Origin of the sequence: Faecalibacterium gallinarum, assembly GCF_022180365.1 — a bacterium.
GTDB lineage: Bacteria > Bacillota > Clostridia > Oscillospirales > Ruminococcaceae > Faecalibacterium > Faecalibacterium gallinarum.
Genome location: NZ_BQKV01000020.1, coordinates 1 through 23,528, shown reverse-complemented (window position 1 = coordinate 23,528; position 23,528 = coordinate 1). Strand labels below are relative to the sequence as shown.

General features: G+C 63.2%; 20 protein-coding genes. 6 read left to right on the top strand and 14 right to left on the bottom strand.

What is annotated here, in order from left to right:
* Positions 1-48: 48 nt before the first annotated feature.
* The 12 genes from JCM17207_RS02485 to rsmD all read right to left on the bottom strand — a co-directional run bounded on the left by JCM17207_RS02485 (position 49) and on the right by rsmD (position 13,763).
* Positions 49-1,527, bottom strand: a complete 1,479-nt coding sequence (locus JCM17207_RS02485; RefSeq protein ID WP_238316092.1) for a UDP-N-acetylmuramoyl-L-alanyl-D-glutamate--2,6-diaminopimelate ligase — start codon at positions 1,525-1,527, stop codon at positions 49-51.
* Between the two features lie 15 nt (positions 1,528-1,542).
* The gene (locus JCM17207_RS02480; RefSeq protein WP_238316091.1) at positions 1,543-2,949 is read right to left on the bottom strand and encodes a cell division protein FtsQ/DivIB; all 1,407 of its coding nucleotides are present in this window, start codon (positions 2,947-2,949) and stop codon (positions 1,543-1,545) included.
* Positions 2,950-2,985: 36 nt separating this feature from the next.
* A complete protein-coding gene (murG, locus tag JCM17207_RS02475) occupies positions 2,986-4,113 on the bottom strand; it encodes an undecaprenyldiphospho-muramoylpentapeptide beta-N-acetylglucosaminyltransferase (protein ID WP_238316090.1) in 1,128 nt (375 codons plus the stop codon).
* A gap of 30 nt (positions 4,114-4,143) precedes the next feature.
* Positions 4,144-5,430: an FtsW/RodA/SpoVE family cell cycle protein gene (locus JCM17207_RS02470; RefSeq protein WP_238316089.1), complete on the bottom strand. Its 1,287-nt coding sequence runs from the start codon at positions 5,428-5,430 to the stop codon at positions 4,144-4,146.
* A 44-nt stretch (positions 5,431-5,474) separates the two neighbouring features.
* Positions 5,475-6,497 (bottom strand): MraY family glycosyltransferase, encoded by a 1,023-nt coding sequence (locus JCM17207_RS02465; RefSeq protein WP_238316088.1) that lies wholly within the window; start codon positions 6,495-6,497, stop codon positions 5,475-5,477.
* A gap of 24 nt (positions 6,498-6,521) precedes the next feature.
* Positions 6,522-7,910, bottom strand: a complete 1,389-nt coding sequence (locus tag JCM17207_RS02460; RefSeq protein ID WP_238316087.1) for a UDP-N-acetylmuramoyl-tripeptide--D-alanyl-D-alanine ligase — start codon at positions 7,908-7,910, stop codon at positions 6,522-6,524.
* Between the two features lie 68 nt (positions 7,911-7,978).
* Positions 7,979-10,510 carry a peptidoglycan D,D-transpeptidase FtsI family protein gene (locus tag JCM17207_RS02455; RefSeq protein ID WP_238316086.1) on the bottom strand — a complete coding sequence of 844 codons (2,532 nt, stop codon included), beginning with the start codon at positions 10,508-10,510 and terminating at the stop codon, positions 7,979-7,981.
* Between the two features lie 61 nt (positions 10,511-10,571).
* Positions 10,572-11,063, bottom strand: coding sequence for a cell division protein FtsL (locus JCM17207_RS02450; protein WP_238316085.1), 492 nt, complete (start codon positions 11,061-11,063; stop codon positions 10,572-10,574).
* A gap of 32 nt (positions 11,064-11,095) precedes the next feature.
* A complete protein-coding gene (rsmH, locus tag JCM17207_RS02445; RefSeq protein WP_238316084.1) occupies positions 11,096-12,064 on the bottom strand; it encodes a 16S rRNA (cytosine(1402)-N(4))-methyltransferase RsmH in 969 nt (322 codons plus the stop codon).
* Positions 12,065-12,095: 31 nt separating this feature from the next.
* Positions 12,096-12,515 (bottom strand): division/cell wall cluster transcriptional repressor MraZ, encoded by a 420-nt coding sequence (mraZ, locus tag JCM17207_RS02440; RefSeq protein ID WP_238316083.1) that lies wholly within the window; start codon positions 12,513-12,515, stop codon positions 12,096-12,098.
* Positions 12,516-12,732: 217 nt separating this feature from the next.
* On the bottom strand, positions 12,733-13,197 hold the full coding sequence (locus JCM17207_RS02435; protein WP_238316082.1) for an ATPase: 465 nt from the start codon (positions 13,195-13,197) through the stop codon (positions 12,733-12,735).
* Positions 13,194-13,763 (bottom strand): 16S rRNA (guanine(966)-N(2))-methyltransferase RsmD, encoded by a 570-nt coding sequence (rsmD, locus tag JCM17207_RS02430; protein WP_238316081.1) that lies wholly within the window; start codon positions 13,761-13,763, stop codon positions 13,194-13,196. The genes JCM17207_RS02435 and rsmD overlap by 4 nt, the downstream gene beginning before the upstream one ends.
* A 170-nt stretch (positions 13,764-13,933) precedes the next feature.
* Here rsmD and JCM17207_RS02425 point away from each other — a divergent pair, with 170 nt between their 5' ends.
* From JCM17207_RS02425 to JCM17207_RS02405, 5 genes are all read left to right on the top strand, one after another.
* Positions 13,934-14,554 (top strand): flavodoxin family protein, encoded by a 621-nt coding sequence (locus JCM17207_RS02425; RefSeq protein ID WP_238316080.1) that lies wholly within the window; start codon positions 13,934-13,936, stop codon positions 14,552-14,554.
* Positions 14,555-14,743: 189 nt separating this feature from the next.
* The gene (locus tag JCM17207_RS02420) at positions 14,744-17,149 is read left to right on the top strand and encodes a glycoside hydrolase family 2 protein (RefSeq protein ID WP_238316079.1); all 2,406 of its coding nucleotides are present in this window, start codon (positions 14,744-14,746) and stop codon (positions 17,147-17,149) included.
* Between the two features lie 146 nt (positions 17,150-17,295).
* Positions 17,296-17,691: a hypothetical protein gene (locus JCM17207_RS02415; RefSeq protein ID WP_238316078.1), complete on the top strand. Its 396-nt coding sequence runs from the start codon at positions 17,296-17,298 to the stop codon at positions 17,689-17,691.
* 9 nt (positions 17,692-17,700) lie between these two features.
* The gene (locus JCM17207_RS02410) at positions 17,701-18,570 is read left to right on the top strand and encodes a DUF5685 family protein (protein ID WP_238316077.1); all 870 of its coding nucleotides are present in this window, start codon (positions 17,701-17,703) and stop codon (positions 18,568-18,570) included.
* 115 nt (positions 18,571-18,685) lie between these two features.
* The gene (locus tag JCM17207_RS02405) at positions 18,686-19,417 is read left to right on the top strand and encodes a J domain-containing protein (RefSeq protein ID WP_238316076.1); all 732 of its coding nucleotides are present in this window, start codon (positions 18,686-18,688) and stop codon (positions 19,415-19,417) included.
* 76 nt (positions 19,418-19,493) lie between these two features.
* On the opposite strand, the gene JCM17207_RS02400 is transcribed toward JCM17207_RS02405, so the two are convergent.
* Positions 19,494-20,444, bottom strand: a complete 951-nt coding sequence (locus JCM17207_RS02400; protein ID WP_238316075.1) for a hypothetical protein — start codon at positions 20,442-20,444, stop codon at positions 19,494-19,496.
* 236 nt (positions 20,445-20,680) lie between these two features.
* Positions 20,681-22,078: a cysteine--tRNA ligase gene (cysS, locus tag JCM17207_RS02395; protein ID WP_238316074.1), complete on the bottom strand. Its 1,398-nt coding sequence runs from the start codon at positions 22,076-22,078 to the stop codon at positions 20,681-20,683.
* A 260-nt stretch (positions 22,079-22,338) separates the two neighbouring features.
* Between cysS and asnA the strand changes: the two genes are divergently transcribed.
* Positions 22,339-23,352: an aspartate--ammonia ligase gene (gene asnA / locus JCM17207_RS02390; RefSeq protein ID WP_238316072.1), complete on the top strand. Its 1,014-nt coding sequence runs from the start codon at positions 22,339-22,341 to the stop codon at positions 23,350-23,352.
* Positions 23,353-23,528 lie beyond the last annotated feature (176 nt).

Below are 23,528 nucleotides of genomic sequence, written 5' to 3'. Positions count from 1 at the left end.
GCGGGCCTGCCCCTCCATCGGAGGGCAGGCCCGCTTTTTGTTGTTTTATTATTCCAGGCCGATCTGGGCGGCGTATTCTTCCAGCAGTTCCCGCTCCAGGAAGGGGGTTTTCTCTCCCATCCGATCCCGGTAGGTCTCGTGGCCCTTGCCAATCACGGCGATGATATCCCCGGGCTGGGCGTGGTCCACGGCGTAGTGGAGCGCATCCAGACGGTCGGGAATCTCCACAAAGGGGGCGTCCGGGTTGCCCCGGTTCATCCCCTCCCGGATGTCGGCCAGAATGTCCTCGATCTTCTCGAAGCGGTTGTTGTCTTCGGTGAGAATGGAGAAGTCAGCCATCTTGGCGCAGATCTCTCCCATTCCGTAGCGGCGGAGCTTGGAGCGATTGCCGCCGCAGCCGAAGACCACCACCAGCCGGTTGGGCTTGTAGGCCCGCAGGGTGGTGAGCAGGCTCTCGGTGGAGACCTCGTTGTGGGCGTAGTCCAGCAGGATGGTGAACTTTTTGCTGATGGGCACCAGCTCTACCCGGCCCTTGACCACACAGGAGGCCAGACCCGCGTGGATGGCCTCGTCCGGCAGACCCAGCTCTTTGCCCACGCAGAGGGCGGCCAGGGCATTGTGGACGCTGAAGGCCCCCGGCATATTGACCTGGACCTCCATCTTGTCCTTGCCGGTGACGGGGAATTTCACCCCCAGGAAATCCTGGGTGCGGAGCAGCTCATAGTCCCCTGCCCGGTAGTCGGCCCCCTCGCTGTGGCCGTAGGTCACCAGACGGCAGGTGTGACCCTCCAGCAGGGCCTCGGTGTTGGGGTCATCAATGTTCACGATGCCCACGTCGCACCGCTTGAACAGCTGGCCTTTCCAGCTGCGGTACTCCTCAAAGCTGGCGTGCTCGCCGGGGCCGATGTGGTCGGGGGAAAGGTTGGTAAAGACGCCGATGTTGTAGTGAATCCCGGCCACCCGGTCCATCATCAGGCCCTGGCTGGACACCTCCATCAAAGCGGTGTCGCATCCCGCGTCCAGAAACTCCCGGAAAATCTTTTGGAGCTCGTAGCTCTCGGGGGTGGTGTTGGCAGTATCCCGATGGAAGGCCGGGCAGGAGACGCCGTTGGTGCCGATGAGGCCCACTTTCCGCCCGGCGGCTTCCAGCACGCTCTTGATCATATGGGTGGTGGTGGTCTTGCCCTTGGTGCCGGTGACGCCGATCATGGTCAGACTGCGGGAGGGGTTGCCGAAGAGATTGGCGCTCATCAGCGCCATGGCGTACCGGCTGTTCTCCACCTTCAGCACCGTCACCCCGGCCAGCGGGGCCAGGTCGATGTCGTGCTGGATCACCAGGGCGCTGATCCCCTTGGCTGCGCAGTCGGCCGCGAAGTCGTGGCTGTCCCGCTGGGTGCCTACAATGCAGAAAAAGAGCAGCCCGGGCCCGGCCTTGCGGCTGTCATAGATGATATCGGTGATTTCGGTATCCAGGCTGCCCTGGACCAGCGTAAACTCGACCCCTTCGGTCAACTGTGAAAGCTTCATACTCAAAAACGCTCCTCACTGATTTGTTTCGGTTTGCTGCGTCTGCCCAGCCTCCGGCTGGGCGGTCTCGGGCGTAGTCTCGGCACCGGAAGTCTCCGGTGCCGCAGGGTCCGCTGTGGTTTCCGGCTGGGCGGCCGGATCGGCGGTTTCCACCGGGGGTTCGGGTTCGGGCACGGGCTCCGGCACCACATAGCCCGAGGGCAGCTCCGGCTCGCCCTGGGCAAAGATGGCCTGCAAGGTACCGTCGGTCTTCAGGTGGCTGCAATCCAGCGCGCCGGTGTCGGTGGGGGCACAGCCCTTTCCGTCGGTGTTGAGCAGCAGATACTGGGTGTAGTCCATCTTGTAATCCAGCCCGTTGAGGGTACCCAAAAGGACGCTGATCCGGTCCTCATAGAGGAAGGCGATCTGTTCGGGGTCCTCAAACTCGATCCGGGTCACCCCGGCCAGCAGTCCCCGCTCCGAAAGAACTCCCAAGATGGTTTGGAGCACTTCCAGCCGGGTGTCGGTCTGTTCTCCCTCGGTCTGGGAGGCAGCTGCCGAACCGGAGGCGGCCTCCCCCTCTGCCGCAGGGGTGAGGTAGCTCAGCTGGACGCCGGGCTGGGTGGAGGCGGGCTCGCCGCCGTAGAGGACCGGCAGGTCAGGCTGCTCGGCCCCGGAAGAGATGACCTTGAGGTTGGCCGAGATGGTCAGCCAGCCGGCCGAGGTCTGGATGGCGTAGGTGGGCACCGCCGGGGTGACCCGAACCTCCACCGTGCCGGGGTAGCGGCGGATCACATCGATCTGCTCCAAAAGGGGCAGCTGCTGCTCGAGGATCGCCTCTTTTTCCTCGGCGCTGAAACTAAAGATATTTTCTTCCAGCTGGAGGCCCAATACTTGCAGAACCTCCTCGCTGGAATAGGCCCCCGCCTGCTGCAAGAACTCGCCCTCGGCATTGCGCACCTCGATGGCGCTGATCTTGAACAGCATGGTCATAGTCAGGTAGATGCCCGCCGCCACCACGGCCACCAGCAGCAATAGCGCCGTCAGACGCCGGTAGAGCCGGCGGCGGCGGAGCATGGCCCGGGTGATCTTCCGCTTTTTGGTGCCCTCCCGCCGGGCGGCGCTCTGCGGGGGGCGGGCCGCCTGGTTTTTGCGGGCAGGGCGACGGGGGCGGCCATTCCTCTGGGGCTGGCCTTTCCGCTGGGTCGGCCTGCGCCGGCCAGCGGGCGGGGTCTGCCGGGGCTGGGTGGGAAACTCGATGCCGTTGTCCACCGGGGTATGCACCGGCCGGGGGGGCATAATCTCCTCCTCGTAGCCCTTCATATTGCCGCTCTGGGTATATTGGATGGGGGGCCGGGGCGGCGGCGCACGGCGCACGGAATCATCGCGGCCCCGGCCGCTGTCAAAACGGATGGGCTGTTTTCCGCGGGGTCTCTCCGCCATCTTCCCACCTCCTGTTCCTTTGTCGATTTAAGGGTTTTACGGCTGACGCACCAGGCCCAGCAGCCGGGTGGTGATCCGTTTAAGGCTGTCGTCCACCGAGAGGCTGCGGGCATTCTGGCCCATCCGGTTCAGCTTGCCGGGCTCGGCCAGCAGCTCCGAGACGGTCTCCACCAGCTTTTCGCCGGTCAGATGTTTTTCCTCGATGACTACTGCGGCGTCCTGTTTTTCCAGTTCCAGGGCGTTGTAATACTGGTGGTTCTCGGCCACGTTGGGGCTGGGGATCAACACCGCCGCCCGGCCTGCGGCCTCCAGCTCGGCCAGGGTCAGGGCTCCGGCCCGGCTGATGACCAGGTCTGCCGCCGCCAGCAGCTCGGGCATATTGTTGATGTACTCCTGAACGCTCAGGTTTTCCCCACGGGAGAAGCCTTTTTCTTTTTCCAGCTGCTGGAACAGCTCCACGCCGTACTGGCCGGTGGCGTGGAGGTGGAGGACGTTCTTCTTATTTTTCTGTTCCCAGGCGCAGAGGTCGGCCACCACCTCGTTGATCCGCCGGGCTCCCAGGCTGCCGCCAAAGGAGAGAATCACCGTCCGGTCCCCTGCCCCCAGTTTGGCCCGGGCCTCGGCCCGGCGGGCGGCCCATGCAAAGACCTCGGGGCGGACGGGGTTGCCCACCACCAGGGTTTTATCCGGCGCGCCCAGCCGCTCCACCGCCGCAGGCACCGCCGCGAACGCCACGTCCACGTCCTTGGCCAGCAGCTTGTTGGTCACACCGGGGAAGGCGTTCTGTTCGTGGATAGCGGTCTTGATCCCCTTCCGGGCGGCGCCCCGCACCACCGGGCCGGAGACGTAACCGCCGCAGCCGATCACCAGGTCCGGCTCCACCTCCCGCAGGATCGCCCGGGTCTTGGGCCCCGAGAGGGCCAGGTTCCACAGGGTGATGAGGTTGCGGCGGACGTTCTCCAAAGAGAGCCGCCGCTGAAAGCCGGTGATCTCGATGTGGTGGAAGGGGTAGCCCGCCTGGGTCACCAGACGGTACTCCATCCCCTCCTGCCGCCCCGCAAAATGGATCTCGGCGGTGGGGTCGGCCTCTTTGAGGGCGCCGGCAATGGCCAGCGCCGGGTTAATGTGGCCGGCTGTGCCGCCGGCAGCAATCAATACACGCATGATGGTTCCTCCTCTATCCTCCCGCAGATGTTACGGGTCGGTGCGGGCGCGGCGGGCGGTATCCAGCACAATGGGGGCGTGTTTGGCCTCCCACTCTGCCCGGGCCTGGGCCCGTTTTTCGGCCGCCCGCACCCCGTTGCGTCCAATGTTGACGATCAGGCCCATCTCCGCCATCAGCAGCACCAAACTGGTGCCGCCCGAGGAGAAGAAGGGCAGGCTGATGCCGGTGTTGGGCAGGGTGTTGGTGACAACCGCCACGTTGCAGAACACCTGCCAGCCCACCTGGGCCATAATGCCCACCCCCACCAGGGTGCTGAACCGGTCCGACGCCTCAAAGGAGATGATCAGCCCCTGCACCAAAAAGAGCACAAACAGGACGATCACCGCCAGGGCCCCGATAAAGCCCAGCTCCTCGCAGACCACGCTGAAGATAAAGTCGTTGGTGCACTCGGGCAGCCAGAGCTGTTTTTCCACGCTGTTGCCGAGGCCCAGGCCGGTGAGGCCCCCCGAGCCGATGGCGTAGAGGCTCTGGAGGGTCTGGTCGGTCATCTTGGTCAGATCCTGGGTCCAGCCGTCCAGACGGGTTTGCAGGTAAGGGATGGAATCAATGTGCTGGAGCACCGTCTCCAGCAGCAGAATGGCGCTGCCTGCGCCGATGTAAGTGACGATGCCGCCGCTGCCGTTGAGCAGCAGGATGGTGCCCACAATGGCACACATCAGCACAATGCCGGACATATGGGGCTCGAGAGCCAGCAGCAGGACCACCGGGACCAGGGGCAGCAGCGGAATCATCAGCTCCCGCACCACCTTTTGGTAGAGCCACTGGCCGAAATTGCCGCTGGTTTTGCCCAGGCCCTGCCGCTCCAGCTGGGGGGTGTTGCAGGCGATGTGGGCCGTGAGCAAGATCATCTCAAATTTGACCATCTCCGAAACCTGGAAGGTGGGCAGACCCTTGAGGTTGATCCACCGCCGGCAGCCGTTGAGGGGCGGGCAGAAGAGCACCACCACCAGCAGCACCAGACTGAGCAGATACCCCACCCAGACCAGGCTGCGGACAAACCGGAGGTTCAGGTGGGAAAACACCCACATGGCCCCCACGCCGATCAAGGCGCAGAAGACCTGGGACTTGATATAGTGATAGGCATCCCCCATCCGCAGATAACCGGTGGTGTAGCTGGCGCTGAAGAGCATCACCAGACCAAACACCAAAATCAACGCCAGGGTGGCCAGCCAGCTGAGGATCAGCCCGTTCCAGGGGCCGGGGTCCCGCTGAAAGATTGGTCCGGGAGCCTGTTGTTTTCGTTTTGCAACCGCCATGGATCTTTTTCCTGCCTTTCGCTTTCAGGGTAGAATCGCGGGGCTCAGCCCAGCCGGGCCAGCTGCATTGCCAGCACCAGCCCGCAGACCGCCAGCCCGCAGAAGAGACAAAATACCGTTTCGGGCCTTAGACCCCGGCGCTCCAGCCAGCGTTCCAGCGGCCAGACCGGGAACAGCGCCTTGTGGGCCAGCCTGCGCCAGAGGGTCTGGGCCAGCTCCAGGGCCCCCGCCGCGAAGAAGGGCAGCCCCAGCGCCAGGATCAGGGCCGGCCGCCCGATGGCCAGGGGAACACAGCCCACCCCGCCGGCCAGGAACAAACACCCGGTCATCCCGGGCAGAAGCCGCGCGGGGGGGAAATTCCAGAGCAGGAAAGCCATCAATGCCCCAGCCAGAGCCGCCGGAAGCACCGCCAGGGGGAAATACCCCAGCAAGGTCATGGTGCTCATAAGGCCCAGCATGGCCACAAAGGCCGCCCCGCTGCACACCCCGTCGGGGCCGTTGAGGCAGCGGGCCGACTCGGCCAGAGCCACCAGCAGCGCCGCCCATACCGGCCCGGCCCCGGCGCCCAGCTCAAGATAGCCCAGCCCCGGCCAAGCCCAGCCGGTGGGCAGACATTCGCTGGTGTAGAGGGCCAGCACTACTCCCACAGCGGCAGCCAGTTCCAGGGCCAACCGGGTCCCGGTGCGCAGACCCAGAATCTGAGGCGGGCGCAGGCGGGCCAGATCGTCCGCCAGGCCCACCGCCCCAAAGGCGAAGGCCCCGCCCAGCATCAGCAGCAGCCGGGTGGTCATCTGGCTGCCGTCGCCCAAAAGCTCGGGCTGCAACAGGCAGACCACCGTCCAGCCCATGCCCACCGCGGCCAAGGTCCCGGTCATGAAGCACAGCCCGCCCAACGTGGGCACGCCGTGCTCTTGGGGGCTCCAGCCCGGGCTGGGCTGAACCGGCTCTTTCTGTCCTTCCTGGTGGGGGCGGCTCAGCGCCCGGAGCAGGGGGACCATTAAATTCCCGATCGCCGCCGTGAGGAAAAACCCCAGGGTCGAGGCGACGACCAAGGCAAAACGAATCATAGGATCTCTCTCCGAATCTTGGTATTAGTTGCCCAGGGCAGCGGCGTCCCGCTCCATATAGAAGATCTCCAGGACTTTTTCCAGGGCCATGCCCCGGCTGGCCTTGACCAGCACCGCATCCCCCGGGTGCACCTGCCGCAGCAGGGCCTCGGCGGCTTCTTCATAGTTATGGGCGTAGACGGTGCGCAGCCCCTTGGCCGCCGCGGTCACGGCGGTGCGCTGGGCCTGCTCGCCGTAGGTGACCAGGGCTTCTAAGTTGCTGACAGCCGCCAGCCGGCCCAGCTCCTCGTGCTCGGCCCGGCTGATCTCACCCAGTTCCAGCATATCCCCCAGCAGGGCGAACCGCCGCTGGCAGGGGAAGTCCCGGAACATTTCCAGTGCCGCCCGCATACTATCCGGGTTAGCGTTGTAGCAGTCCTCGATCACCTTGACCCCATGGCTGTCCACCACCCGCTGACGCATGCCGGTCTGCCGGAAGTTTTTCAGCTCCTGGATCACCTGCCGGGCGGGCAGGCCCAGCCGGGTGGCCACGCAGTAGGCCGCCAAGGCGTTGGCCACGTTGTGCCGGCCCAGGGCGGGAATGTGGATCATAAAGCAGCCGTTGTCCTGGTCGTCCACCAAAAAGCTCATGCCGTCCTCTTCCTGCCGGATGGCGGAGGCGGAGACATCCGCCTCGCCGCTGGTCAGGCTGTACCAGACCGGCTGGACGTGGGCAGGCAGCTGGGCTTTCCGCAGATACTCATCGTCGTAGTTGAGCACCAGGGGCGCGCCCTCGGGCAGACCGGCGCAGATCTCCAGCTTTGCTTTGCAGATATTTTCCCGGCTGCCCAGGTTCTCGATATGGGATACGCCGATGCAGGTGATAATCCCCGCGTCGGGTTTGGCGCAGCGGGCCAGCCGGTCGATCTCGCCGGCGTGGCTCATCCCCATCTCCACCACGGCGTACTCGGTGTCGGGGCCGATCTGGAAGAGGGTCCGGGGCAGGCCCAGCTCGTTGTTCTGGTTGCCCTCGGTCTTGATGGTGTTGCCGAAGCCGCTGAACACCGCGGCGCAGAACTCCTTGGTGGTGGTCTTGCCCACGCTGCCGGTGACGCCGATCACCTTGGGGGAGAACTGGGCCCGGTAGTTGGCGCCCATCCGCATCATGGCCTGGTAGCTGTCCGGGCAGAGGATGGTTTTCTCCGCCGGGACCCCCTCCACCGGGTGGTTGAGCACCACATAGGCGGCCCCCGCTTCCAAGGCGGCTGCGGCGAAATCATGGCCGTCGAATTTCTCCCCCGGGAAGGCCACGAACACGCAGTCGGGGCCCACCTGGCGGCTGTCGGTGGTCACAAAACGGATCATCTGCCCCTCCGGGATGGCGGGGGCAGCTTCAAAGCCGGCCAAGAGCGTTTTTGCCAAAATCTGTTCCATTGCGTGGTTCTCCTTTCCTCTCCGGTTGTTTCGTTCTATCTTCTTTTGGGTGGTTGTCGTTGTTCGGCTCAGCCGGCGGGCTGAGGTTCTGCGGCGGCTGTATCGCCGCAGATCAGGGTGACAATGGTGCCCCGCTGGACGCTGGACCCCGGCTCGACGCTCTGGCTCTGGACCAGGCCCGTTCCCTGAACCACACAGTTCAGGTCCGCCGCGGTCAGCATCTGCCGGGCAAAGTCGGCGCTCTTGCCGGTCAGATCCGGCACCTGGGTCAGGCTGCCCGACGTGCCCTCGGTGTAGAGGTAAATCGAGGTGCCGCCCAGTACCTTGGTGCCCGCCGTCGGGTACTGGTAGGTCACCAGGGCGCCGGTGTTGTCGGTGGTGCTCTCCATCAGCCGGTGCTTGAGGCCCAGGATGTTCAGATCCACCTGGGCGTTGCTCCACTCCTTGCCGATGAGGTTGGGCACTTTATACTCGGTCTGGCTCCGGTCCGTTCCGTCGGTGGGCAGGCCCAGATAGGGGGCAACTTCACTGATGATGTTGCCCACCACAGGGGCGGCCAGCATGGAGGAGTAGTCGGTCCGGGCGTTGTTGGGGTCGTCCAGCATCACATAGACCAGGATCTCGGGGTCGTCGGCGGGCAGAACTGCCACAAAGGAGGCGGCCTTCTTGTAGTCACCGTCGGCGCGGCGCTCCATGTTCAGAAGCTCCGAGGTGCCGGACTTGCCGCCGATGCGGTAGCCCGCCACATAGGCCCGGTAGCCGCCGGCGGTGATGGTGCCGCCGCCCACCTCATACTCCATGATCTGGCGCATGGTCTCACTGGCGCTCTCGCTGATGACCTGGCGGCGGACGTTGGCGCCGATCTCCTGGACCACGTTGCCGTTGTTGTCTACGATCCGGTCCACCACATGGGGGGTGACCAGATATCCGCCGTTAACGCAGGCCGCGATGGCGGTACAGGTCTGGAGCGGGGTGATGGCCATAGCCTGACCGAAGGCCGAGGAGGCCAGCTCCACCTCGCCCATATTCTGGTCGGTGTAGTACTGCATATAGCCGGTTTCGTTGGGCAGGTCTACGCCGGTGCGCTCGGTGAAACCGAAGGACTTGAAGTAATCGTAGAACAAGGAACTGCCCAGCCGCTGGCCCAGCTGGATGAAGTAGATATTGCAGCTGTTGCGCAGAGCCTCGGCCAGGTTCTGGTCCCCGTGGGACTTGCGGCCCGCGCAGCGGTAGGTCTCCTTGGCAACCGCGTAGGCGCCCGAGCAGTTGAGGGTGGTGTTATAGTTGGCATTGCCCGAGTCCACCCCCATGGCCGCGGTAATCACTTTGAAGACGCTTCCGGGGTAGTACAGCTCGGTGATGTTCTTATTCTTCCACTGAATGTCCCGGAAATAGCCCGAACAGTCGGCCTCCGGGTCCAGAACCCGGTCGCCGTTCTCGTCCAGGACGTAAGTCCCATCCTCATTCTGGAGGAAGATGCCGTACTGCTCATACAGCTCCGGCTCGGCGCACAGCAGTTCCTGGAGGTAGGCCAGATTGGCCTCGTAGCTGTTGGGGTCATTGGGATCGAAATCCGGTTTGCTGGCCATGGCCAGAATGGCGCCGGTGTTGACGTCCATGACGATGGCGCAGCCCCGGTTTTCCACGTCGTTGGCGGCGATGGCCTCGTTGAGGTACCGTTCTACGATCTCCTGAACGGTGGCGTCCAGGGAGAGGATCAGGTTGTCGCCGTCCTTGGCCTCAAAGGTGGTAGCACTGCTGTCGGCGATGGCGTTGCCCCAGGCGTTGCGGATGGTCACCGTCCGGCCGTCCACACCGGCCAGCACCGACTCGTAGGATTTCTCCAGGCCGTAAAAGCCCTCGCCGTCGGCGTTGCAGAAGCCCAGCACCGAGGCCGCAAAGGCCCCGTAGGGGTAACTGCGCTGCCAGGTGCGGCTGGCGTCCAGGGAGAGGCGGCGGTTTTTCTCGCTGTACTCCTCGGCAAACTGGACGATGGAGTCCTTGACGGCGTTGTTGACCTTGACGGCCAGGGTCTGGTACTGGCTGTCGATCTTGGAGAGCATGTTGTAGATGCTCTCGTACTGGCTGAGGTAGGCCTCGCTGGTGGTGTCCACCTTGTCCAGGCTGACGCCATCCCCCGAGAGCAGCCGCAGCGTCAGCTCCCGGCTGATCTCGGCGCAGGCCGCTTCGTTGAGGGTGCGGACGGTGCTGCTCACGATCTCGCCGGTAGCCTCGTCCACGCTCTCAAGGGTCTGGCTGGTATAAAGGGCCGTGCTGTAACTGGGGTCGCACCAGATGTTCCACACCACGTTGGTCGAAACCAGGGTTTTGCCGGTGGCGTCGTAGATCTCGCCCCGGTTGGCCTCGATGGTCAAATCCAGCAGCTGCTGGCTGCTGGCATACCGGCTGTACATTTCGCCGTCCCGGATCTGGATGATATACAGGCTGCGCACCACAATGACGGTGGCCAGCAGCACAGCCCCAATCGAGACAAAATACCCGAGCCGCCGGTTTTTCGAGGGCAGACGGGCCTGCTGAGAAGGCCGCCGCAGGCGATAGCCCGGGCGGCGGGGGGTGTTGTGGGGTGATCTGGAATCCATTGTACTCTCCTGCAAAAACCGAAAAAGCGTGCGCTGCCGCACGCTTTCCGATCCGTTTTCGTTAGTCCGCGCCGTTCAGCGTGCCCACCAGGGTCAGTGCCCCTGCATGGAGGAAATCCGTCCATTTCTGTACGGCGGACTCCTTGCGCACCAGAACGCTCTCGCTGTTCAGGCGGATGTAGGTCACCTGGCTCTCGTCCAGCTTCATCAGGCCCAGGCGGCCGGCGGCCTCCTCGACGTTGGTGATGTTGGTCTGGCTGTCCAGGGTGTTGGTGTAATAGTCGTTCTGGCTCTGCTCCGACAGCAAAGTCGCCTTTGCCGAACGGATCTCCGAGCTCAGTTCCACAATCTGGGCCTCGCTCCAAAGCAGGCCTACTGCGAAGCCCACCAGAAGCCCGAGCGAAAGGATGTGCATCACGTGCTGCATCGCCGCCTGCAGCGGGGTCAGCCGACGTTTTCCGCCTTTTTCTACCCGCAGATTTGCCTTCCGCGCGGGCTGGGGGCGGGGTTTGCGCCGACGTACCTCATTGTAGTTATATGCTGCCTGGCCCATGTTCGTTCCTCTCCTTTTTTATGGTGTCTGCGTCAGAGTTTTTCCAGCACACGCAGATGTGCCGACCGGCTGCGCCGGTTCTGCTCCAGTTCGTCCCGCCCGGCCTCGATGGGCTTGCGGTTGACCAGCCTTGCTTTGGCCACTCCGCCGCACACACAGACCGGAAACTCCGGCGGGCAGGTGCAGGCGGTGGACCAGCGGCGGAACTTGTTCTTGACCAGCCTGTCCTCCAAAGAGTGGAAGGTGATCACGCACAGCCGGCCGCCGGGGGCAAGGCGCTCAAAAAGGGTGTCCAGACCTTCCTCCAGCGCGTCCAGTTCGTGGTTGACTGCGATGCGCAGCGCCTGAAAGGTACGCCGGGAAGGGTTTTTGTTTTTTCGCCGCTCCGCGGGCGGCATAGCCGAGGCCACAATCTCGGCCAGTTCCAGGGTGGTTTGGATGGGGGCTTGTTCCCGGGCCTCGGTGATCTTGCCGGCGATCTGCCAGGCGTAGGGCTCCTCGCCGTAATCCCGCAGGATCCGGGCCAGCTCCTCCCGGGGGAGGGTGTTGACCAGATCCGCCGCGCTCTCGCCGCTCTGGCTCATCCGCATATCCAGCGGCGCGTCCGCCCGGTAGGAAAAACCCCGCTCGGCATCGTCCAGCTGGTGGCTCGAGACCCCCAGGTCCAGCAGCGCGCCGTTGATCTGGGGAATACCCAGCGCATCCAGGGCCTGGTCCGCATAGCGGAAATTGATCTGCACCACGGTGGCGGGCAGCCCTGCCAGCCGGGCCGTGGCGGTTTGGACCGCGTCGGGGTCCTGATCCAGGGAGATCAGCCGCCCCCCCGCAGCAGCATCCAGACGGCGGGCAATCTCGCGGGAGTGGCCCGCGCCGCCGGCTGTGCCGTCCAGATAAATCCCGTCCGGACGGATGGCAAGACCCTCCAGACATTCCTGCAAGAGCACCGGAACGTGCTCAAACGAGGCCGGGTCAAAGCCAGAGATTTGTTCTTCGTCGGCCATGGGCCCCGCCTCCTTTCTTTCAACGTCTCAATCAGATATGGAGCTGCCGCAGGCGCTGGGCCCGCTCTTCGTTGCTCACCGCAGCGCGGCGGGCCTCCCAGACGGCGGTGTCCCAGAGTTCGGCGTGGCTTCGGTTGCCGATGATGGTCACCGACTTTTCCAGCCCGGCGTAGCGGCGCAGTTCGGCGGGCAGAAGAATCCGCCCCTGCTTGTCCGGGGTGACTTCGCAGGCGGTGCTGAACAGATCGCCGGTAATCTCCCAGCTGTCCATCAGCTCATCCGCTCCCAGTCGCTCGCTCAGCTTTTCCACCTCAGCCATAGGCAGGGCGAAGAGGCACCGGTCCAGCCACTCCATCACCACAAAGCTCTCGCCCATGGCATCCCGGAATTTGGCCGGAAAATTGAGGCGGCCCTTGGCATCGATGGTGCAATCGTATCGCCCAAAGAACACCGGCGCCCCCTCCTTTGGCCGCGGCAGTGGGTTTACACCCCACTTTACACCGCTTTACCCCACTGATATGTGTTTATTGTAACAAAAGGTTCATATGATTTCAATAGTTTTTGGCCCTCTTTTCACATAAAAAATCGACCCGCTCCGACAAAACAAAAGGCCCCCGCCGCAGCCTTCGCCGCGATGAGAGCCTTTTGTACAGACGTACTTTTTTGAATTACTGACCGGACTTCTTGGCGGTCTGGCGGAGGTTGGCCCGGACGTTCTTGACCTGGGCCGCATTGGCCGCCATAACCTCCTCGGTATTCTTGAGCATGGTCTCGCAATAATCGGTCACCGTCTGGCGGACGGTGCGGGCCTCCGACTGGGCCTGAGAGACGATTTCAGCCGCCCGCTGCTGGGCCGTTTTGACGATCTCCGACTCGCTGACCAGGATCCGTGCCCGCTCCTCCGCCTTCTTGAGGATGGCGTTGGCCTGAGCGTTGGCCAGGTCCACAATCTGGGCCCGGTCGTTGACGATGGCCTGGGCCTGGCGCAGCTCCGCGGGGAGGTTGGCCCGGATCTCATCCAGGTAATCCCGGATCTGATCCACGTCCACAATCCGCTTGCCGCCGGACAAAGGCATCCCTGCGCTCTCTTCCAGCGCGTCCTCGATGGTGTCCAAAAGCTCGTTGACGTTCATTCTTCTTCTCCCCTTTGTTCCTCCTGCCGGGGTTTTAGGTACTTCCACAGCAGGACTTTGCCGTATTTGTATTGCTTTTGCAGGGTCAGGCCGCCCGCCTGGGCAGGCAGCACCAGCCCGACTTCACTTTCGCACAGGACGATGCCGCCCGGCGCCATGACCTTGTCCACCGCCGGGAGGATCTGCTCCAGCATCCCCTGGCGGAAAGGCGGGTCCAAAAGGGCCAGGTCGAACTGTTCGCGGCAGGCCGAGAGATACCGGGCGGCTTCGCCCAGATTGACCCGGCTGCGGTCGAACACGCCGCAGGCCTTGCAGTTATCCATCACGATCCGGACCGCCTCCCGGCTGGCGTCCAGAAAGACGCACCGGGCTGCCCCCCGGGACAGCGCCTCGATGCCCAGCTGGCCGCTGCCCGCATAAAGATCCAGCACCCGGGCCCCCGGCAGGTCGAACTGCACGATGCTGAACATCGCCTCCTTCACCTGTGAGAGGGTGGGCCGGGTAACGTCCGTTCCGGGCAGAGCTTCCAGCCGTCTGCCCCGGGCTTCTCCCGCAACGACTCGCATATTGCAGCCTCCATTTCCTTACGTTTTATCAATTCATTATCGCAGGAATCCGCCCCCTTGTCAAGGGCGGGTTCGTTGCACGGCGGACGGCGGTGTGCTATACTGTACTGTGTCTGCATTTTTATTTCGCCGCGGTCTGCCGCGGTTTTTGGAGAAAAGGAGAAAATGCGATGAAGGTTCTGCTGATCAATGGCAGCCCCCACAAGGAGGGCTGCACCTATACCGCCCTGTCCCTGGTGGCGTCCGAGCTGAACGCCGCCGGGATCGACACCGAGATTCTCCACGTGGGCGGCCAGCCGGTGGGCGGCTGCATCGGCTGCCGCGGCTGCGCCAAGGGCGAGGGCTGTGTCTTTGGCGGGGTGGTCAACGAGGCCATCGAGAAGGCCAAGACCGCCGACGCCTTTGTCTTCGGCAGCCCGGTCCACTATGCCTCGGCCTCCGGCAACATGACCAGCTTCATGGACCGGCTGGCCTTTGCAGGCGGCCGGTACCTGGCCTACAAGCCCGCCGCCATCTGCTGCTCGGCCCGCCGGGCCGGCACCACCGCCACCCTGGACCAGCTGGCCAAGTACCCCGAGTTCTTCCATATGCCCCTGGTGAACGGCTCCTACTGGCCCATGGTCCACGGCTCGAACCCCGACCAGGTGCTCCAGGACCAGGAGGGCTGCGCCGTCATGCGGGAGCTGGGCCGGAACATGGCCTGGCTGCTCCGCTGCATCGAGGCGGGCCGGGCTGCCGGCATCGAGCATCCGGCCAACCCCGCCCGGCCTGTCACCAGCTTTATCCGGTGATCGGGCGGCCCTGATTCACAACCATCGTCCATAACTTTCCCAAAGCCTCGGCGGAGCTGGCTCCGGCCGGGGCTTTTTGTCGAAAATTCCCACAAAAAATCTGCCTGGGCGCTTTTTTCGTTCATAACTTTGTGGTAGCATAAGTAAGGATATACTTTACGCCACGCTGTGCACAGGGGGGATTTGTCAATGGAACATTACAACTGGAACAACGGTTGGCAGTTTACGCCGGTTTTCGACCCGGCACTGCTCCGCCCCAGCTGCCCGGAGCTGGAATTGACGCCGGTTCGCATCCCTCACACCGTCAAGACCCTGCCCTTCAACTATTGCAACGAGAACGACTATCAGATGGTCAGCGGTTACCGGCGGGAATTCTTCGCCCCCCGGGAGTGGGAGGGCCGGACCGTCCTGCTCACCTTTGGGGCGGTGGCCCACGACGCCACCGTTTTCTGCAACGGGCTTCGGGTGGCCCACCACAGCTGCGGCTACACGGCGTTCACCGCCAACCTGACCAACGCCCTCCGGCTGGGGGAACAGAACGTGGTCACCGTCCGGTGCGACAGCCGGGAAAACCTGAACATCCCGCCCTTCGGCGGCCAGATCGACTATCTGACCTACGGGGGCATCTATCGTTCTGTCTGGCTGGACGTGAAGGAAAACGCCTATCTCCGGGACGTCTTTATCCAGGCCGAGGCGGACGGCAGTTTCCGGATCTATTCCGCCGCCGAGGGGGAAACGGTGGGCTGCACCTTGCAGGCTGAGATCACCAGCCCCGCCGGCCGCCGGGCGGTCTGGCCCGGGGAGCTGGCCCTGCCCATCACCGGCACGTTGAACGAGGCCCATCCCTGGAGCCCCGACCACCCCACCCTCTACACCCTGACCCTCCGGCTGATCCGGCCCGCGGCCAGCGGCCTGCCCGACCGGGTACTGGACGAAAAAAGTGTGCGGTTCGGGTTCCGGAGCCTCCAGTTTGTGGCGGGGGGCTTCTATCTGAACGGGGAGCGGATCGCCCTGCGGGGTCTCAACCGGCACCAGAGCTACCCCTACCAGGGGTACGCCATGCCCGACAGCATCCAGCGGCTGGACGCCCTCCACCTGAAAAAGGAGCTGGGCTGCAACGCCGTCCGCACCAGCCACTACCCCCAAAGCCCGGCCTTCCTGGACGCCTGCGACGAGCTGGGCCTGCTGGTCTTTACCGAGATCCCGGGCTGGCAGCACATCGGGGACGCCACCTGGAAAGCCCAGGCCCTCCAGAACTGCCGGGAGATGGTCCGCCAGTACCGCAACCACCCCAGCATCTTCCTTTGGGGGGTGCGGATCAACGAGAGCCGGGACGATGAGGCCTTTTACAAAAAGACCAACGAGGCCGCCCACCGGCTGGACCCCACCCGCCCCACCAGCGGGGTGCGCTGCTCCAAAAAGAGCCAGCTGCTGGAGGATGTCTACGCCTTCAACGACTTTTCCTACGCGGGGCACGGCGCGGCCTGTCTGCCCCGGTCGGCGGTGACCCCCGACATCCGGAAAGGTTATCTCATCAGCGAATACGGCGGGCATATGTTCCCCGCCAAGCCTTTTGACGACGAGCCCCACCGGCTGGCCCACGCTCTACGGTATGCGGCGGTCCTCAACGACGCCGCTGCCCAGCCCGGGGTGGCGGGCAGCTTCGGCTGGTGCATGGCCGATTACAACACCCACCAGGAATTCGGCAGCGGGGACCGGGTCTGCTATCACGGCGTCATGGATATGTTCCGGAATCAGAAGCTCACCGCCGCCGTCTTTGCCAGCCAGAAAACGCCCCGGGTGCCCTCGGACGTGGTTCTGGTAGTCTCCTCCACCATGAGCCCCGGCGATCATCCGGCGGGGTTCCCGGGGGCCTGCTGGGTGTTCACCAACGCCGACAGCGTCCGGCTCTACCGGGGGGACGACCTGGTGTCGGAGTTCTTCCCCGAGCGCCGGGGACGGTTCGCCGCGCTGGCCCATCCGCCCATTGAGATCCAGGACTTTGTGGGCGCCCTGCTGGAAAAATACGAGGGTCTGTCCCACGCCGACGCAGTCCAGCTGGGAGGCTTCCTCAATCAGCTCCGCCGGGACCAGATGGAGCCCTCGGCCCTGGTGCGGGCCCGGATCACCCAGCTGCTCTTCACCCTGAAGATGAACTGGGACGATTTGATCCGGCTCTACTACAAATACATCGGGGTGCTGGGCAGCCCCGCTGCCACCTACCGCTTTGAGGCAGTCTGGCGGGGACGGGTGGCCCGTTACGTCATCCGGGAGCCGGTGCAGCGGGTCCGGCTGGAATGTACCGTGCTCAACCCCATCCTGACCGACGGTCCCACCTGGGACTGTGCTGCCGTCAGCCTGCGGGCCATCGACCAAAACGGCAACCTGCTGCCCTATTGCGGCGAGGCCGTCCGCCTGCGGGTGGAGGGTCCGGTCCAGATTTTGGGCCCCGAGGTTGTTCCCCTGCGGGGCGGCATGGCGGGCACCTATCTGGCCACCACCGGCCGGCCCGGGCGGGCCACCCTCTACTGTCAGATGGAGGGGGCGCTGGAGGCCCAGGTCTCGGTCACCGTCCGGCTGCGGAGCGACGATTAAATTTGGTCCTTTAACGATAGTTTTGCAGTCTGTTCAAAATTTCTTTATGGACAGCTGGCATACTATTCCATAGAAGGTATTTGCGGGGCGGCGATGCTGCCCCGCACTATTATGAAATTTCGAGATAAAGAGGAACTATGACTGCTATGAAAGAAAAACTCCGCCGTTTTATGGCCGGCCGCTACGGCACCGATGCCCTGAACCAGTTTTTGAGCATCTCCTCCATCGTTCTGCTGCTCTTTTCCCTGGTCACCCGGCTGGGTCTGTTCACCTGGGTGGCCTTTGGCCTTTTGGTCTGGTGCAACTACCGCACCTTCAGCCGGAATATCTCCAAGCGCACCGAGGAAAACTATAAATTCTACACCCTCAAGGACCGTCTCACCGGCCGGCTGGGGGGCTACCAGAAGATGTGGGCCGACCGCAAAACCCACCGCTATTACCGCTGCCCCCAGTGCCGCCAGCAGCTGCGGGTCCCCAAGGGCCGAGGCCGGATCCAGATCACCTGCCCCCGGTGCGGTACCCAGTTCATCAAAAAGAGCTGAGGGCGCGGCATGTTCGGCTATATTATCCCCGACCATCAGCTGCTGAGTGACGAGGCCAAGGCCCGTTACCGCACCGCCTATTGCGGGCTCTGCCGCCGGATCGGCGCGCTCCACGGTTTTGGCGGGCGGCTGACGTTGAGCTATGACCTGACCTTTTTGAACCTGCTTTTGTGCAGCCTGTACGAGGGGGAGACCGACTGTGTCCAGGAGTGCGGGCACTGCCCGGTCCACCCCATCCGGAAACAAAGCTGGCGGTACAGCGGACCCACCGATTATTGTGCCGACATCGGGCTGGCCCTCCACTACTACAACGCCAAGGACAAATGGGTGGACGACCACAACCCGGCGGGCCTGGGCTATATGAAACTTTTGGAGCAAAAGCGGAAAACCGTGGAGGCCCGCTGGCCCCGGCAGTGCCAGGCCATCCGCAGCTGTCTCGATGAGCTGGCCCAATATGAGGCCGCCGGCAGCGAGGACCTGGACGCCGTGTCGGGCTGCTTCGGGCAGCTGATGGCGGAACTATTTGACTACAAGCAGGATCGCTGGGCCCCTGAGCTGCGGAGCATCGGCTATCATCTGGGCAAATACATCTATCTTCTGGACGCCTACGACGATCTGCCCCGGGATAAGCGCAGGGGCGCTTACAACCCCCTGAAAGCCCTGAGCGAGACCCCCGGCTACGAGGAAGAGATGCGGGAGATCTTCGAGCTTTTGCTCTCTGCCTGTGCCCGGGGGTTTGAGCGGCTGCCCTGCGTGGAGGACGCAGATCTTCTGCGCAACATCCTGTATTCCGGCGTGTGGCTGAAATACAACTGCAAAAATCCCCCAGACCCGGACAAAATGGCGCCCCCAGACCAAAAAGACCGCGGTCTGTCTTGATTTTTTGGCCCAGATCCGGTACACTGGATAGCTGGGAACAGGACCTGCGGCAATGCGGCCGCGCACACAGGCGCACCCACCGGTGCGCCGACTTTATAGAGACGTGAGGAAGCAGATGAAAGACCCCTACCAAGTGCTCGGCATCCAGCGGGGTGCCAGCGACGAAGAAATCAAGAAAGCATACCGGGCCCAGTGCAAACGCTGGCACCCCGATTTGAACCCCAATGACCCCACCGCCGAGGAACATTTTAAAGAAGTCCAGGCTGCCTACGACGCCATCACCAAGGGCGAGACCGGGCCCCAGCAGGCCCAGGGCAGTTATGGCAGCTACGGCGGATACAGCCAGCAGCAGTACTACGGCCAGCAGAGCGGTTTCGACGGCTTTGACGGATTCGATCCCTTTGGCTTTGGGTTCGGGTTCGGCGGCTATCAACAGGCCTCCGGCGCCAGCTATTCGGGCACCGATACCCCCGAGATGCAGGCCGCCCGCAACTTCATCGCCAACCGGCGGTATGTGGAGGCACGCCGGGTGCTGGACAGCATCCAGAACCGGAACGCCCGGTGGTATTATCTGTCCTCCCTGGCCTACCAGGGTCTGGGCAAGAGCATCGACGCCTTGCAGGACGCCCGCCGGGCGGTTCAGATGGACCCTAACAACACCGAATACCGGATGCACCTGAGCCGGCTGCAAAACCCCGGCCAGACCTACCGCACCCAGACCACCTACTCTCAGCCCGGCGGACTGATGCGCTGGTGCTGGAGCATGATCCTGCTCAACCTGCTGTGCAACTGCTGCGGCAGTGGATGCGGGCGCGGGTTCTACTTCGGGCCCCGGTTCTGGTGGTAACCTTTCTTCTAACAATAAAAAACACCGGCCCTGCGGGAACGCTCCCGCAGGGCCGGTGTTTTATTCTTTTGTGAGATCAGGCGACGATCTTAAAGCTGCGGGCGATGTTGTCCGCCTTGTAGTTGCCGCCCAGCTCGGCCGTCTGGCTGTACTCGCCAGGCTCCGTGGGGGGCACGCTGGAATTGTACTTGGGCGTACCCGGTTTGTTCTTGTAGACGTAGCTGACCTTGCTGTTCTCCACGATGGTGCCGTTGTCCTCGGTCACCGCGCTGAAATTGAACGCTTTGGCCTGCTCCACCGTCATAACCTCGGGGGTCTGCTCGGTCCAGTACATCCGCACGCCCTCGCTCTTGCGAGCCACTTTGATGCTGGCCAGACCGGCGGTATTGAGCTGGTCATCGCCCAGGGTCACCGCGCCGGCCATATAGGTACCCGAGTCGGTGGGCTGCTCGTCCAGATAGATCCGGGTGGCCATGTTGTCGGGCAGAACCCAGCGGATCAGCTTCAGTACCTGCTTCATGCTGGTTACAAAGTCGCCCAGGGACGGCATATAGTACTGGAGCACATCCATAACGGAGGTCAGCTCTTCTGCCACCCGCAGCAGAACGTCGGCGTCGCTGCCGTCAATCAGCTGCTTGAGGTACTGATAAAGGTTAAAGTTTGCGGCGCGCTCCACGCTGGCCGACATACTGGCCGGCAGAGGGATCAGCTCCAGCAGGATCCGCACCTTCTCGGGCAGAATCAGGGTGACAAAGCCCTTGGCTTCGCCGCCGGTGCCGATCACGACGGCAATATACTGGGTGTCGGCAGGGTCCGCGGTGATGGTCAGATCAAGGGGCGAGCCGTATACTGCATTCTTTGCTGCGGTGATTTTGATGGTAGCCACAACGTTCTCTTCCCCCAGCTGCTGCTGGTTCCAAAGGATCGGGAAGGTCACCGTTTTCGATGCCGCTGCAAAAGCCGGACTGGCCGCCGTGCAGGCCAGGACGACCGCAAGCACCAGCGAAATAATTCTTTTGCTCTGCATAGTTACCTCCTGTAATCAGGGTCTGGGTTTTCGGTATTCCAGGGGCAGCCGAGGCTCATGGGAGCCCGCCGCTCATACCAGTATTATTTTACCGCAAAAGACAGGCAGGGTCAATAACGTGATTCAACCGCGCGGGGCAAAAACCCCGTCAGACGGTTATTTTAAGGCAGCGTTCCAGGCGCGCAGCCTGCAATCTCAGTATTCCCGCCCGGCACCGCCGTCCCGGTGGAAAAATATTACAGTTTGGAGAGCTGGGGACCCTGGGCGGTGTCCTTCACAGCCCAGCCCATCCCGGCCAGCTCGGCCCGGATGGCGTCGGCAGTGGCCCAGTCTTTGGCCTTTTTGGCAGCGGCCCGCTTCTCCACGAGGGCAGTGACCTCAGCGGGCACTTCGTCCTTCTTGCGGTTGTAGAGCAGGCCCAGCACCCCGGTGATCTCGTCGAAGGCCGCGGCGGCGCACTCCAGCGCCTCCTTGCTGGAAGAAGCCGACAGGGTGTTGATCTCCTTCACCAGGTCAAAGACCGCGGCCAGGGCGTCGGGGGTGTTCAGGTCGTCGTCCATGGCGGTGCAGAACTTCTGCTTGGCGGCGGCGGCCTTCTCTTTCAGGGTCTCATCGGTGCCGAACTCGGCTTTGCCCAGGGCGAAGTCCAGATTCTCACGGCAGGTGTAGAGCCGCTCCAGGCTGTTCTTGCAGCTCTCGATCAGGTCCACGGTGTAATTCAGGGGCATCCGGTAGCCCGCCGTCAGCATAAAGTAGCGGATGGGCTCGTAGCCGTAGACGTTGGCCACATCCCGGACGGTGAAGAAGTTGTGCAGGCTCTTGGACATCTTCTGGTTGTCCACATTGATAAAGCCGTTGTGCATCCAGTACCGGGCGAAGGTGCAGCCGTTGGCGCACTCGCTCTGGGCGATCTCGTTCTCATGGTGGGGGAAAATCAGGTCCTGGCCGCCGCAGTGGAGGTCGATGGTCTTGCCCAGGTGGGTGCGGCTCATGGCGCTGCACTCAATGTGCCAGCCGGGACGGCCCATGCCGTAGGGGCTCTCCCAGGCGGGCTCGCCGGGCTTGGCGGCCTTCCAGACGGCGAAATCGGCGGGGTCCTCTTTCAGGTCGTCGTCCATCTGGCTGCGGAGCTCCCGGTTGCCGCTCTCCAGATCATCCAGCTTCAGGTGGCTCAATTTGCCGTAGCCGTCGTCGCTCTTGACCCGGAAGTAGACGTCGCCGTTCTTGGCCACATAGGCGTGGCCGCTGTCGATCAGGTCCTTGACAATCGAGAGGATCTGCTCGATGTGCTCGGTGGCCCGGGGCTGGACAGTGGGTTTGCGGCAGTTCAGGCCCTCGGCATCCTTGAGGTACTCGGCCTCGAATCGCTGGGCCACCTCTTTCATGGAGGTGCCCTCCTCCTTGGCCTTGGTGATCAGCTTATCGTCGATATCGGTGATATTGGAGACATAGATCACCTTGTTGCCCCGGTACTCCAGGTAGCGGCGCAGGGTGTCAAAGACAATGAGGGGGCGGGCGTTGCCGATGTGGATGTAGTTGTAAACAGTGGGGCCGCAGACGTAGATGCGGTACTCCCCGGGGATCTGGGGGATAAACTCTTCTTTCTGTCGGGTGAGGGTATTAAAAATCTGCATAGAGGATCTCTCCTTATTGTGGTTGCGGGTGGTCCCGCAGTCCTGTATAGATAGTTTGATTATACCGCCAAGCCCGGCGTGTTGCAAGGGCAAGGGCCCAGAATAGGCCTTCCAAAGCGGTTTTTGGGGCCGAGTTTTCTGGTTTTTCTTTACATTCCCGCCGGGTTGTGCCATAATTTCAGCAAGACTTCCCGCGGGACGGGGCGGACGGTTTGGGCCGCCCGCCGGGGGAGGCAATCACGCATAAAGGGGAAAGTATTATGAGCAAGATCTATCTGCCCGAAGGCTATAAGCCCGCGCTGAATCTCTATGACACCCAGCGCGCCATCGGTACCGTCAAGCGGTTGTTCGCGGATACGCTGTGCGCTACCCTGAACCTCTACCGCGTTTCGGCGCCCCTGTTTCTGGAGGCATCCACCGGCCTGAACGACGATTTGAACGGCGTGGAACGGAAGGTCAGCTTTGACATCCGGGACACCGGCACCGAGGCCCAGGTGGTTCAGTCCCTGGCCAAATGGAAGCGCAAGGCCCTCAAGGACTACGACTTCCGGGCGGGCAAGGGCCTGTACTGCGACATGAACGCCATCCGCCGGGACGAAGAGCTGGACAACCTCCACTCCATCTATGTGGACCAGTGGGACTGGGAGAAGATCATCCGGGAGGAAGACCGGAACCTGGACTATCTCAAGAGCGTGGTGCGGGGCATTGTGGCGGCGGTCTGTGCCACCGAGATGAACCTCCACGCCATGTTCCCCCAGCTGGAGCGTCTGCCCCTCCACACCCCCAACGTGACCTTTATCACCACCCAGGAGCTGGAGGACCTCTACCCGGCCCTGACTCCGAAGGAGCGGGAGAACGCCTTTGTCAAAGAGCACGGCACCACCTTCCTGATGAAGATCGGCGGCAAACTGCGCAGCGGCAAGCCCCACGACGGCCGGGCCCCCGACTACGACGACTGGGAGCTGAACGGCGATCTGTTGTTCTGGAACGATCCGCTCCAGTGCAGCTATGAGCTGAGCAGCATGGGCATCCGGGTCAGCCCCGAGAGCCTGGACCGTCAGCTGACCCTGGCGGGCTGCGACGACCGGCGGAGCCTGCCCTTCCACAAAGCGCTGCTGGCGGGCGAGCTGCCCTACACCATCGGCGGCGGCATCGGCCAGAGCCGGCTGTGCATGCTGCTGCTGGGCAGCGCCCACATCGGCGAAGTCCAAGCCAGCGTCTGGGACGAGGCCACCCGCGAAGCCTGCGCCAAGGCGGGTATTCCCCTGCTGTAAGCGAATTTCAACCTGAAATAAAACGCCTCCGCTTGCTGAACCGCCCCATATTGTGCGGACAGTACAAAAAAGAGGCCTGCAAGGGGTAGAACAAGCGAATCAAAGACTGGCCTGGCGAAGCGAGAGCGGAGCCAGGCCAGTCTTTGTCTGGAGGCGCTCGTGGTTGTAGAAGTGGA